Annotated in this window: 11 protein-coding genes; 8 read left to right on the top strand and 3 right to left on the bottom strand. The window is 55.8% G+C overall.

Annotation, left to right across the window (positions count from 1 at the left end; translation table 11 throughout):
* The first annotated feature begins 19 nt into the window (after positions 1 to 19).
* Genes QN378_RS01805 through QN378_RS01775 form a run of 7 tightly spaced genes read left to right on the top strand, consistent with a single transcriptional unit; the run spans position 20 to position 6,088 of the window.
* Complete coding sequence (locus tag QN378_RS01805; RefSeq protein WP_322206426.1) at positions 20 to 1,267, top strand: NAD(P)/FAD-dependent oxidoreductase; 1,248 nt, start codon at positions 20 to 22, stop codon at positions 1,265 to 1,267.
* Entirely contained in the window at positions 1,264 to 2,007 is a 744-nt protein-coding gene (locus tag QN378_RS01800) for a class I SAM-dependent methyltransferase (RefSeq protein ID WP_322206425.1), read from the top strand. The genes QN378_RS01805 and QN378_RS01800 overlap by 4 nt, the downstream gene beginning before the upstream one ends.
* Positions 2,004 to 2,492, top strand: a complete 489-nt coding sequence (locus QN378_RS01795; protein WP_322206424.1) for a DUF3261 domain-containing protein — start codon at positions 2,004 to 2,006, stop codon at positions 2,490 to 2,492. Before QN378_RS01800 ends, QN378_RS01795 begins: the two co-directional genes overlap by 4 nt.
* Positions 2,489 to 3,685 carry a beta-ketoacyl-[acyl-carrier-protein] synthase family protein gene (locus QN378_RS01790; RefSeq protein WP_323546751.1) on the top strand — a complete coding sequence of 399 codons (1,197 nt, stop codon included), beginning with the start codon at positions 2,489 to 2,491 and terminating at the stop codon, positions 3,683 to 3,685. The genes QN378_RS01795 and QN378_RS01790 overlap by 4 nt, the downstream gene beginning before the upstream one ends.
* On the top strand, positions 3,682 to 4,137 hold the full coding sequence (locus QN378_RS01785) for a hotdog family protein (protein WP_322206422.1): 456 nt from the start codon (positions 3,682 to 3,684) through the stop codon (positions 4,135 to 4,137). The genes QN378_RS01790 and QN378_RS01785 overlap by 4 nt, the downstream gene beginning before the upstream one ends.
* Positions 4,134 to 4,862 carry a 3-oxoacyl-ACP reductase FabG gene (gene fabG / locus QN378_RS01780; protein ID WP_322206421.1) on the top strand — a complete coding sequence of 243 codons (729 nt, stop codon included), beginning with the start codon at positions 4,134 to 4,136 and terminating at the stop codon, positions 4,860 to 4,862. Before QN378_RS01785 ends, fabG begins: the two co-directional genes overlap by 4 nt.
* Positions 4,862 to 6,088 (top strand): beta-ketoacyl-ACP synthase, encoded by a 1,227-nt coding sequence (locus QN378_RS01775; protein ID WP_323546748.1) that lies wholly within the window; start codon positions 4,862 to 4,864, stop codon positions 6,086 to 6,088. Before fabG ends, QN378_RS01775 begins: the two co-directional genes overlap by 1 nt.
* 17 nt (positions 6,089 to 6,105) lie before the next feature.
* On the opposite strand, the gene QN378_RS01770 is transcribed toward QN378_RS01775, so the two are convergent.
* Complete coding sequence (locus tag QN378_RS01770; RefSeq protein ID WP_322206419.1) at positions 6,106 to 7,005, bottom strand: LysR family transcriptional regulator; 900 nt, start codon at positions 7,003 to 7,005, stop codon at positions 6,106 to 6,108.
* Between the two features lie 115 nt (positions 7,006 to 7,120).
* On the opposite strand from QN378_RS01770, the gene QN378_RS01765 reads away from it, so the two are divergent.
* On the top strand, positions 7,121 to 8,383 hold the full coding sequence (locus tag QN378_RS01765; RefSeq protein WP_407074501.1) for an MFS transporter: 1,263 nt from the start codon (positions 7,121 to 7,123) through the stop codon (positions 8,381 to 8,383).
* 91 nt (positions 8,384 to 8,474) lie between these two features.
* Here QN378_RS01765 and hemE read toward each other — a convergent pair whose 3' ends face one another.
* Together hemE and QN378_RS01755 are read right to left on the bottom strand one after the other, a co-directional pair.
* The gene (gene hemE / locus QN378_RS01760; RefSeq protein WP_322206418.1) at positions 8,475 to 9,545 is read right to left on the bottom strand and encodes a uroporphyrinogen decarboxylase; all 1,071 of its coding nucleotides are present in this window, start codon (positions 9,543 to 9,545) and stop codon (positions 8,475 to 8,477) included.
* An 89-nt stretch (positions 9,546 to 9,634) separates the two neighbouring features.
* A complete protein-coding gene (locus tag QN378_RS01755; RefSeq protein WP_322206417.1) occupies positions 9,635 to 13,006 on the bottom strand; it encodes a dermonecrotic toxin domain-containing protein in 3,372 nt (1,123 codons plus the stop codon).
* Positions 13,007 to 13,092 lie beyond the last annotated feature (86 nt).

The following is a 13,092-nucleotide window of genomic DNA, read 5'->3' as shown; positions in this document are numbered from 1 at the left end:
AACAGGTAAGGGAGCCTCTGTGCCAATAGCTGAAATGGAGCGACGCCAGATTGTGGTCATCGGGGCGGGGCCTTCCGGTGCAATTGCCGCTGCACTGCTCAAACGCCAAGGTCACGACGTACTGATCATAGAGCGTCAGCTTTTTCCGCGTTTTTCCATCGGTGAAAGCCTGCTTTCGCATTGCCTGGATTTCGTCGAAGAAGCCGGCATGCTCGACGCGGTAAACGCGGCCGGGTTTCAAATCAAGAACGGCGCGGCTTTTGCCTGGGGAGATCGTTACTCTCATTTCGACTTTGGCGACACGTTCAGCAACGGCAAACCGACCACCTTTCAGGTAGAGCGCGCCAGCTTCGACAAGCTACTTGCCGATCAGGCTGCGCTGCAAGGGGTGGAAATCCGTTATCAGGAAGAAATCATTGCGGTCGATTTCGACGCAGTAAAACCCACCCTTCGTGCGCGCCGTGAAGATGGCCGCGTGTACAGCATAGAAGCAGATTTCGTTCTCGATGCCAGCGGTTATGGCCGCGTTTTGCCGCGTTTACTGGACCTCGAAGCACCGTCGAGCTTTCCGGTTCGCCACGCGGTGTTCACCCACATCGAAGACCGTATAGATGACCCACATTTCGACCGTCAGAAGATTCTTATCACCACCCATCCCGAACATCGCGATCTGTGGTTTTGGCTGATCCCCTTCAGCAACGGCCGCTGCTCACTGGGCGTGGTCGGGGCGGTCGAAAAGATCAAAGATAAACCCGCAGACTTCGATGCGTGCCTACGAGCGTTCATCGCCGAAGCGCCAGTGTTGGAAACACTGCTGCACGCCGCCGTGTGGGATACCCCGGCACGGACCATCGCAGGCTACTCCGCTAACGTGAAATCCCTGCATGGCAAGGGCTTCGCGTTGCTGGGCAATGCCGCTGAATTTCTCGACCCGGTGTTCTCGTCGGGCGCCACCATCGCCATGCGCTCCGCGAGCATGGCCGCCGCCGTATTGAATCGTCAGTTGCAGGGCGAAACCGTCGACTGGGAAAGCGAATTCGCTGTGCCGCTCAAGCGCGGTGTCGACACCTTCCGCGCCTACGTGGAAGGTTGGTATGACGGCAGCTTTCAAGACGTCATTTTCCATCCCGGCAGCTCTCATGAGATTCGACGCATGATCAGTTCGATTCTCGCGGGTTATGCCTGGGACGAACGCAACCCGTTTGTCAGCGAACCCAAGCGCCGTTTGCGCATGATCGCTGAAATTTGCGCGAGCACTGCCCAATGAGCACCGATTACTTAAGCGAAACCTACGTCGAGGAAACCCGTTTCGGCTTGTGGTTTCTACGCAGCCACACGTGGCAGCATCATGTGTTGCGCGTCGCAATCAATGACCTGCAGCGTCTGTTCAATGACTCTGGCACGCCCCCACCCGCCGACCCGGTGTTGCTTGATGTGGGTTGTGGTCAGGGCAAATCGTTTCTGCGCTTGAAACAAGTGTTCGCCCCGGCTCGCCTACTGGCCGTGGACGCCGATCCGAAAAGCCTGACCCTCAGCCGGACCGAAGCGCGCAAGCAGGGTATTAGCGTCGAGCTGACTGGCAGTGATTGCGCGCAACTGCCGATGCCGGACGCCAGCGTTGACCTGCTGTTTTGCCATCAGACGTTTCACCATTTGGTGGAACAGGAAAAAGCCCTCGCCGAATTTTATCGGGTGCTGAAACCGGGTGGTTATCTGCTGTTCGCTGAATCGACCAAGTCTTACATCGATACCTGGGTCATCCGTTGGCTTTTTCGCCATCCCATGCAGGTACAAAAAAGCGCGGCGCAATACCTGGACATGCTACGCGGCCAAGGATTTGAGTTCGGCCCGCAAAACGTTTCATACCCGTACCTGTGGTGGAGTCGCGCCAAGGATTTCGGTTTGTTAGAACGTTTCGGCCTTAAGCGTCCTCCACCCTTTGGCCAGCGTGATGAAACGCTGGTCAACGTGGTGGCGCGCAAACCCATGCAAGGCGCTGCCGGATGATCCGTCGTCTGCTGCTCAGTGTTGGCCTTCTGCTGCTGTGTGCCTGCGCCAGCCATGCGCCACTGCCTGAGCACTCCCCACAACTGGCGCTGCCGATGCAGCTGCATATTTTGCGCGAACAGGCTGAGCAGCGTCAGGACTGGTTATTGGTGATCCAACAGGAAAGCGGCGGCTTGCGTTGGTCGTTGATCGACCCATTGGGGATTCCCGTGGCGCGCCAACGCCTGATTAACGGTAAGTGGCAGGCCGATGGTTTGTTGCCGCCCAACCCTCAAGCCCGCGAACTGTTTGCTGCATTGCTGTTCGCCCTGACGCCTGCCGCCGAACTGCGTACTAACTATCCGCAAGCGCGAACTAAAGACGGGCAGCGCGACCTTGGCAGCCGTTGGCACGTCGAGTACCGCCGACCCGATGTGTTCGAGATGCGGATGGATCCAAGGTTGGTATATCACGTCAGCCCATTGGATGACGAGGTCAGCCCATGACGGCATACCTCAATGCGATGGGGGTTATCTGCGCGCTTGGCAATAACAAGCCCGACGTTGCGCGCACTCTATTTTCGGGGGATTGTTCGGGCATGCTTGACGACAGTAGCCGGGGGACTGGGCGCTCTTTCCCAATCGGGGCTGTTCAGGGGGAGCTGCCATCTATTCCCAACGAATTGGCCGAGCACAGCAGCCGCAACAATCAACTGTTGTTGGCGGCTGCACTGCAAATCGAAGACGAAATCCGGCAGGCGATCAAACAGTTCGGCCCATCACGGGTTGGCGTAGTTCTCGGCACCAGTACCTCGGGTATCGATGAAGCAAGCCGTGGCCTCGCCTCCTATCTGCGGGATCAGAAATTTCCCGCCGATTATGACTATCAGCAACAAGAGCTGAGCGCACCCTCGAACTTTCTCGCGGCGTGGCTGGACCTCAGCGGTCCCGCCTATGTGATTTCTACGGCCTGCACATCCAGCGCCAGAGCCTTACTCAGTGCCCGGCGCTTGCTCGACATGGGCTTGTGCGATGCGGTGTTGTGCGGCGGCGTCGACAGTTTGTGCCAGCTGACACTCTGTGGGTTTTCCGCGCTGGAAGCGATCTCGGCACAACGCTGCAATCCGTTTTCAAGCAACCGCAATGGGATCAATATCGGGGAAGCCGCCGTGCTGTTTTTGATGACTCGCCAAGCCAGCGACACCCACTCGATTGCTCTGCTAGGTGCGGGCGCCACGTCGGACGCGCACCATATTTCCGCGCCAGAACCCAGCGGTCGAGGCGCACGCGAAGCCATGCATAAAGCGCTGACCAACGCCGGGTTGACGGTCGAGAACATTGATTACCTGAACCTGCATGGCACTGCGACGCTACACAATGATGCTATGGAAAGCTTCGCGATGGACGCGGTTTTCCCGCAAGGCGTGCCCTGCTCTTCAACTAAACCGTTGAGCGGCCATACCCTCGGTGCCGCCGGGGCACTGGAAGCTGCGTTTTGCTGGTTGTGCCTGGCCCCTGAAAATAGCGAAAACGCGCTGCCCCCGCACATATGGGACGGTCAGGCAGACCCACAGTTGCCTGCGTTGCAGTGGGTCGAATCAGGGCAGCGCCTGACGCCTACTCGCCCACGCCACTTGATGAGCAATTCCTACGCTTTCGGTGGCAACAACATCAGCCTGATTATTGGAGACGCCCCATGATCGACTGGCCAATTGCCGAACTGCTGCCCCACTCGGGGAACATGATCCTGATCGATCAAGTGCTGTCGTTCGACGATGAGCAAATCCGCACCCAGTTGACGGTGCGCCCCAGTGGATTGTTCAACCGCGTCGATGGCAGCCTTCCGGCGTGGGTTGGCGTTGAGCTCATGGCGCAGAGCGTGGCCGCGTTCGCCGGCTGTCGAGCTCGGCAACAAGGCAATCCGGTGCAGTTGGGGTTTCTGCTGGGAACACGCAAGTTTGAATGCAACGTCGAACACTTTCCCGTCCGCACTGAATTGACGATCCACGCCCTGCGCTCTTTGCAGGATGACAATGGCATGGCGGTATTTGAATGCCATCTGACGGGCCTCGGCATTCACGCCACGGCGCGCCTCAACGTGTACTGCCCGCCTCAAGCCGCCGCCTATCTTGCCGAAGGACTTCCCGCATGACTGAATCGATACTGGTCACCGGCTCTAGCCGTGGAATCGGCCGCGCCATTGCCCTGCGTCTGGCTCAAGCCGGGTATGACCTTATTCTGCATTGCCGCAACGGTCGAACTGAAGCTGAAGCGGTGCAGGTTGAGATCCAGGCCATGGGGCGCTCCGCACGCATCCTGCAATTCGACGTCGCCGACCGAGCGGCCTCCAAAGCTGTTTTAGAAGCCGACGTGGAGACCTACGGCGCGTATTACGGGGTAGTCTGCAACGCCGGCTTGACTCGAGACGGTGCGTTTCCGGCACTGACCGATGAAGACTGGGACATAGTAATGCGTACCAATCTCGATGGTTTTTACAACGTGCTGCATCCAGTGATGATGCCGATGATTAGGCGTCGCGCTGCCGGACGTATCGTCTGCATCACCTCGGTGTCGGGGATGATCGGCAACCGTGGCCAGGTCAACTACAGCGCGTCGAAAGCAGGGATCATTGGCGCGGCTAAAGCACTGGCCATCGAACTGGGCAAACGCAAGATCACCGTCAACTGCGTCGCACCCGGCTTGATCGATACTGCGATGCTAGACGAGCACGTGCCGGTGGAGGAGTTGATAAAGATGATCCCGGCACAACGCATGGGCACCCCCGAAGAGGTCGCCGGTGCTGTGAATTTTCTGATGTCGGCTGAAGCGTCTTACATCACCCGCCAGGTATTGGCAGTCAACGGAGGCCTGTGCTGATGAAACGCGTCGTCGTTACCGGCATGGCCGGCATTACCTCGCTAGGCAGTGATTGGGCGAGTATCGAGGCCAATTTCATCGCCAATCGCAGCGGCATTCGGCGGATGGATGAGTGGAACCGCTTCACTGAGCTCAACACTCGACTCGCGGGGCCCATCGATGATTTCGCCGTGCCCAAACACTGGAACCGTAAGCAACTACGCAGCATGGGCCGAGTCTCGCGGCTGGCCGTGGGTGCCGCCGAACAAGCGTTGCTGGACGCCGGGTTGTTGGGCGACGCGATCATTCGGGACGGGCGGATGGGCGTGGCCTGCGGCTCGTCCACCGGCAGCACCGACGAAATCAAAGCCTTTGGCAACATGTTGCTCAATTCCGTGGCCGAAGGGCTGAACGCCAACTCATATGTGCGGATGATGCCCCACACCACCGCAGCGAATATCAGCATTTTTTTCGGCCTGACCGGGCGCTTGATTCCTACCTCCAGCGCCTGCACCAGCGGCAGCCAGGGGATAGGTTATGCCTATGAATCGATCAAATTCGGGCGCCTGCCATTGATGCTCGCCGGCGGCGCTGAAGAGTTATGCCCAACCGAGGCCATGGTGTTTGATGCGCTGTACGCCACCAGCCTGAAAAATGATGCCCCGCACACTACACCACGCCCCTACGACAGCGGTCGCGATGGCTTAGTGATTGGTGAGGGCGGCGGCATGCTGGTGCTCGAAGAGCTGGAACATGCCTTGGCCCGCGGTGCGCACATCCATGCGGAGATCGTGGGCTTTGGCAGCAACGCTGACGGCGCTCACTCCACCCGCCCGGAGCAAGTCACCATGCGCCGCGCCATGGAGTTGGCCCTGGAAGACGCCGGCCTGACGCCCGATGCCATCGGTTACGTAAACGGTCACGGCACCGCCACGGAACAAGGCGACATGGCCGAAACCCTGGCCACTAGTAGCCTGTTTGGCGCGCGGATGCCCATCAGTTCGCAAAAAAGTTTCTTGGGGCACACCTTAGGCGCCTGTGGTGCGTTGGAATCATGGTTCTGTATCGAAATGATGAACCGCGACCGTTATGTCCACACCCTCAACCTCGACGTTATCGACCCCCAGTGCGGCGAACTGGATTACCTACGCGGTGAGATGCGTCAAATGAGTAATCAATACGTGATGAACAATAATTTTGCTTTTGGCGGGGTGAATACATCGCTGATTTTCAAACGTTGGGCGTGAGTTGACACAGAGCAGCGTTAGCCTTGGACTACTGACCGCTGCGTTAACAACTCAACAAACGCCTTGGCCATCGGCGAATTTTGCTCTTTACGCTGTACCAGCCACACCGCCGTGTTAGCGCCTTCGTCCAGCACCGTCCGATAGACAACGCTGTCAATTCGCATGCGCTGATAAGACGCCGGCAACACGGTTACGCCCAATCCCGCTGCGACCAATCCGATAATGGTCATCGGTTCACCCGCCTCTTGTGTAATCAACGGACTAAATCCGGCTTGTCGTGCCAGGCTCATTAACTGCGTATACAAACCGCTGCCGTAGGTGCGAGGAAAAAAAACAAAGGGTTCAGCAGCCAAGGCCGAGAGGTACAGGCCTTTTTCGCTACCCGCCGCCAGTGGGTGATCGGCACGAATAATGGCTACCAACGGCTCACGGAACAACTCGACGGCGACCAATGAGTCGGGCAACGGCAACGGTCGCATGATCCCGACATGCACCGAGTTTTCCACCAATGCTTGCGCGGTTTCCATGCTACTCATTTCCTGCAGTGCCAAATGGACGGCTGGAAAGTCCTGACGAAACGCGAAGATAGCTTGGGGGATGCTGGAGTTGAACGGTGCCGACGCCGTGAATCCAATTTTCAGTTCGCCCAGCTGCCCCAACTGCGCACGACGTGCTACATCGGCGGCTTTGCCTACCTGAGCCAAGACCAAACGCGCCTCATCAAGAAATAACCGGCCGACTTCGCTTAACTCAACCCGTCTATTGGTCCGATCAAATAATCGCGCGCCCACCTCTTTTTCCAGTACCTGAATTTGCTGACTTAGGGGAGGTTGCGAAATACCCAATGCCAGCGCGGCCCTGCCGAAATGAAGCTCTTCAGCTACCGCGATAAAATACCGCAGATGACGTAACTCCATATTTCCCCATTAAGTCTTTTTAAATATCAAATAGGTCGAACAATATATTGGAAAGAATAATTAGCGAACTATATTCTTTTCAGATTGTTCGCCGCCACGTTCATCGAGGTTCATATTGAAAACTGCTGTTGCCCCAGCCCCCACGCACGTCAGCGATGGTGTCGATACGCTGGCAGATGTCTATATCGAAAAAGGCACCCCGTTATTCTTGCGCACGGTGCTGGCATTATTCTCCGGTGGTTTTGCGACGTTTACGCTGCTGTATTGTGTACAGCCGTTAATGCCGGTGCTGTCCCACGAATACTCAATTAATGCAGCGCAAAGCAGCCTTATATTGTCGGTCGCTACCGGCATGCTCGCATTTGGCCTGCTAATTACCGGGCCGATTTCGGATCGACTCGGGCGAAAACCAGTGATGGTAACGGCGCTGTTTTGCGCCGCGCTATTCACTTTACTCGGCGCGTTGATGCCGACATGGGAAGGTATTCTGTTAATGCGCGCGCTGGTTGGTCTGTCGCTCAGCGGTTTGGCGGCCGTGGCAATGACCTACCTGAGCGAAGAAATACACCCGCAACACATTGGCTTGGCGATGGGGCTTTATATAGGCGGCAACGCCATCGGCGGCATGAGTGGTCGGGTGATCACCGGGGTATTGGTAGATTACGTTAGCTGGCATACCGCAATGCTTTTCATCGGCGGCTTGGCGTTGATCGCCGCCGGGGTGTTTTGGAAGATACTTCCGGAGTCACGCAACTTCCGCCCGCGCTCAATGCACCCCCTTAGCCTGCTTGACGGTTTCGCGTTGCAGTTTCGAGACGCTGGCTTGCCGTGGCTGTTTCTGGAAGCATTCCTGCTGATGGGCGCGTTCGTCACGCTATTCAATTACATTGGCTACCGCTTGCTGGCCGAGCCTTATCACATGAGTCAGTCATTCGTCGGACTGTTCTCAGTGGTTTACCTGTCGGGTATCTATAGCTCGGCGAAAGTTGGTGCTCTGGCCGATAAGCTCGGTCGACGCAAAGTGCTCTGGTCGGTCATCGTCTTGATGCTAATGGGCGTTGCTCTGACCATGTTCAGCCCGTTATCGATGGTCATATTCGGGGTGCTGTTATTCACGTTCGGCTTCTTCGGCGCGCACTCCGTAGCCAGCAGCTGGATCGGACGCCGGGCAATCAAAGCCAGAGGGCAGGCGTCGTCGCTGTATCTGTTTTGCTACTACGCGGGTTCAAGCATCGCAGGCACCGCAGGTGGGGCGTTTTGGCATTACGCAGGTTGGAATGGTATCGGCGGGTTCATAGGAGTGTTGTTGCTCGTCGCATTGGCTGTGGCATTACGTTTGGCGAAACTGCAGCCGTTGGAACTCAGTATTAAGGGTTGAAGATAGGTCAGAAGGTGTAAACCTTATTCAGGACGGGACATACCCAACAAAAACCTGCCACGGCGAATGCGGCAGCAGGATTGGGCGCGACTTAGTTGGCGTGATACTGGGCAGACATCTCGTGCACGGCTTCCATAAAGACGCCCGCGTTGGCCGGGTCAACCTCTGGCGTAATACCGTGACCGAGATTGAAGACGTGGCCGGTGCCGCTGCCGTAGCTGGCGAGGATACGTGCGACTTCACTGCGTATCGCGGTAGGGTTTGCGTAAAGCACAGTAGGGTCCATGTTGCCTTGCAAGGCGACTTTGTTGCCGACGCGCTGACGGGCTTCGCCGATGTCGCACGTCCAGTCCAGGCCCAGTGCATCAGCGCCCGCGTCAGCGATGCTCTCCAGCCACAGGCCGCCGCCTTTGGTGAACAGGATCACTGGCACTTTACGCCCGTCGTGTTCACGGATCAGGCCATTGACGATTTTGCGCATGTAGGCAAGTGAAAACTCCTGGTAGGCCGCCGACGACAAGCTACCGCCCCAACTGTCAAAAATCTGCACCGCTTGTGCGCCAGCGAGAATTTGACCGTTGAGGTACGAAGTCACGGACTGCGCCAACTTATCCAGTAATAAGTGCATGGCCTGTGGATTGTCATAGAGCATGGCTTTGGACTTGCGAAAATCTTTCGATGAACCGCCTTCGACCATATATGTTGCCAAGGTCCATGGACTGCCAGAGAAGCCGATCAAAGGTACACGGCCGTTGAGCTCGCGACGGATGGTACTGACCGCATCCATTACGTAACCCAAGTCTTTCTGCGGATCTGGAATGGGCAACGCTTCGATATCGGCCAAGGTGCTGACCGTTTTTTTGAAGCGTGGACCTTCGCCAGTTTCAAAATACAGGCCCAGGCCCATAGCGTCCGGAATGGTCAGGATGTCGGAAAACAAGATGGCCGCGTCCAGCTGTGGATAGCGGTCAAGCGGTTGCAGCGTGACTTCACAAGCGAATTCCGGATTCATGCACAGGCTCATGAAGTCGCCGGCCTTGGCACGACTGGCGCGGTACTCTGGCAGATAACGACCAGCCTGACGCATCATCCACACAGGGGTAACATCGACGGGCTGCTTGAGCAGGGCACGAAGGAAACGATCATTCTTAAGGACAGTCATGTCGGTATCCGTTTAAAAAGTGCGGGCATTTTCTCAGAGCCAGACGAAAAAGGCACGGCCAGAGCCATGCCTTTTATCAATGACGGCGATTAACCTCTATGGGTATTTGCCACACTATGGAAGATCAGCACCGTTTCAGAGTTTCCATCGGCATCCTTAATTTTGGATTTTTGTAAAATTAAGCGCCATTTACCTCGCCCCGTACTTCCCCCGATGCCTGGAAGATCAATGCTTACAGCCCCTTTGAAAGCACCCAGCAGAACATGGGAGCTGCCCGCACGGTCGTTGATATACTTTTCAGCGGCCGCTTCGATAGCATCTTCAAGCGTCTTCTTATCGACCTTTGTATCCTTTACAGCCTTTGCAAACGCATCGGTTTCAGCAAAGTTTTTCACATCAACTCTTGCCCGCTTCATGCCCGGTGGCCGGATATTGACCGAACTGGATGCTGCCGGCGTGTCGCTGGCGTTAGCGCCTTTGCGACTTTTAGGTACTTTGGGTTTATTGTCGTTTCCCCCACCCCGCAACGCGATGTTGTCGTAACTCCATTGCCCCTGCTCATCGAAACGAATCGGCATCTGGTAATAAGCGTCTGGCCGTCGGGGATCAATCATTCGCCACGTCGCGTTTTGCGCATCATAGCGAATGGCAAAGGTTTTCCCTGCGTTTTGGGCATAGAAATCCAAATAGTTTGCAGCATTCACTTTTTCGTACACGCCGCTATAAACGCCGTCGGTACGCAATTTCATTCCCTGTGGTGTAGATGCCAGCGCCATTGCGGATTTCAGACCACCAGAGGACACCGATTTCACCTTAGGCTTCTTCACTCCCGGCAGACCATCCGTCAGGAGCAGTGCTGCTTGTACAAAATGCAATGCAGCGCTGCTGTCTTGCTCACCCACCGCACGGGCGCCTTGTGAGAGCGCGTACAAACTACGAGCGGCGGCGATTGGCAACCTCACCTTGAATGGCGTGAACTCAAGCGCCAGTTCGGCGAATGCACTAGCAATATTCCATGCGCTCTGCCAGTTGGCTTCGCCAGTGCTGGTCGTTTGCGCATCGATTTGCGCGATCACACGCTGAACTTCGTCCTCGTAACTGGCGAAGTAGAAGTTATCCGTACGCAATAATGTAGGTACGATCTTCAAGTGACCATCAACGATGAGGGTGCCGAACACTTCACCCAATGAGGCCTTTTGCTCTATAGGCAGCCGGCTTATCAAGTAGTCAGCTACCAGAGGGTTAGTGAATAGCTTCTCGAGCATTTCCTGCTCGCTTGCATACTCACGGAAACTCACGCCGTCCGGAGCCAAAGGTGTATAGACCACCACACTCGGAACACTCTGCCTGGATTCGGGAGCGATCATCAGTATGCCCCGCAACGTCAGACCATCGAATTGGCCTGGAGAATAAACGCCAGGCGGGCCGTAATAATGCAGGTTAGTCGGCGCCGAATCGGAGAGTTTAAGAGTCCACACCTGAATACGATGGCCTTCAACCACCGCGCTGGTAGCGCTATCGAGCGCGCGGTCAAGGACCGCCATCACCCATTTATAACCTCGGTCGGCGAGCGCAGATGGCAAGCTACCGTCATCGAGAAAATCCTTCGCCATCTTGGCTTCGATGACGTCCAGCCGCATCTGCGTGTCCATTACCTGAGCATATTGATCGCGGCTCCACTGTCCAAAAGAGGACGCTAGCAAGCGCTGTTTGAGAAACGCCGTGTAGCTGGTACCCACATCCAACTCACGCACTAGGCCATGTATATAACGTTTACTCAATCCCGCGATTGGACGACCGTTCTTATCCAGAAAGCGCGCCGTCAACCAGAAGTCCCCATCAGTTATTAATATATTCTCCAAACAGAGCTGGGGAAGGCTGCGGTATGTGGGGGTGTACTCAAAATCTTCACCAGACTCTGGACTGTATACGTCCAGATCCAGAATGGGTGGCACCTCCTGATTTCCGGTCCATTGGTTTGTAGTGATCTCGACAGTTATTTCTTCGGGCTCCAGTTGCAAACCGAGATCAAGATCTAGCCGGTACTTAAGCTGATTCCCGGCATAGACGCGCAGCTGCTCAAGATCGCCGTATTCGCTGACGTCTGGAAGATCCGGTGCCTGCGCCTCTATCAACGCTTGCCGATAGTTATGCAGCGCTGTGTTCCACATGAGTTTGTCGGCAGAAGAAGCGTCCCTTAACCAATCAGGAAACAGTTCAACCTTCGCCTGAAGCGGGCTTTGCGAGTCAAACCAGCCGCCGCTGGCGTTAGCCGCCGCATCGCCGAGTATTCTGCGAAAGCCTGCGACATCCGTCTCGGACTGCATTCCCAAAGCGGTACGCTCATGAGGTTGCAGCACCGAAGCAATCGCCCGATAGAAGCTATCGGTACCCACATTGAAACGGTTGACCTGATCATCATTGAGGTTTTTAACTGCGTAATGACCATCGGCGCTATGTAACAAGAGAATTGAGGTCTGCGAAAGTTCAAGATCACGGGGGTACTGACCCGTCGCGTCCACTTCAGCGATCAATAGCTCGTAGCCCAATCGAGCTCTCAACACCTGTTGGCCAAAGGTTCTGGCCAGCACATCCGCGTCAATGTTGTAAGTTCTGGTATGAAACAAGCCATCGAGTCCTCGGTCCTTGCGCCATTCCTCCAAGGACTGATCCAAGGCCTCAATGAACGCAGCTGGCAACTCTTCGTCTTCCAGAAAGTCATGTTCTTGCGCTTCCGACAGAGGAAATCGCTCCAACAGCACATTGAGGCGCTCAACCGGCACTTCAGGATGTATAGCCTTTAACAGGTTTAATGCAGGAGGCCGCTCGGTAGTTTGCCGCCTCCAAAGGGGTAGAAGGCGGTTGTACCGACTGAAACCTAGATCGCACTTCATCGCATCATCGTCGGCGAGCAATGCCTCAAACGCGTTTGCTTGCTCAGACTTGAGCAACTCGGACAACTCTTTGCGCAGCGTGACAATTCGCCCGGCGGTACTGGAACTATTCGAGAAGTTGCCACCCATACCCAGTCTTGAGCCCTGGGGAAGTTGGTCAATTATGGTTTGAAATAATGTTTCCTCGCCATGGACGGTCGACGTGGCATATTCGCCAAAGCGATCTCGCACTACCGAAATGCTGTTTTGGATAACGCTGGGGTTGTTACCTTTGAGATAGGTCGCGACAGCATCGCCGTGTTCGTCAACGATTTTGAGCTGCAAAACTGCAGGCCATTCAGCCAACTGAGGCAGTAACGAAAAAATCAGTGACTCGCAATCCAACGGAAAAAAACATTTTTCCGTGAACCCTTCGATGAACTGATTGATCGTCCGATCGGCCTTCTCTCGAGCGCGTTGCTCGCGTGCTGATACCGAACTGGGCCTGAACCTTTCGGATTCAGTAGCGGTGGCGGACGCGTTTTCGAAAAATACGGGAGTATGAAGTGAAGCGCTGTAAGTGGTCATATTTGCATCCTTGCAAATAACGTTAATCGCGGGAGTACACCGGTTGCGGTGAATCTCCTGCCGTGAACGGTGAACACTAGCATTGA

Source organism: Pseudomonas sp. 10S5 (assembly GCF_035019745.1).
GTDB lineage: Bacteria > Pseudomonadota > Gammaproteobacteria > Pseudomonadales > Pseudomonadaceae > Aquipseudomonas.
Note: the sequence above shows the minus strand (reverse complement) of the source record. Positions and strands in the feature narration are given on the sequence as shown.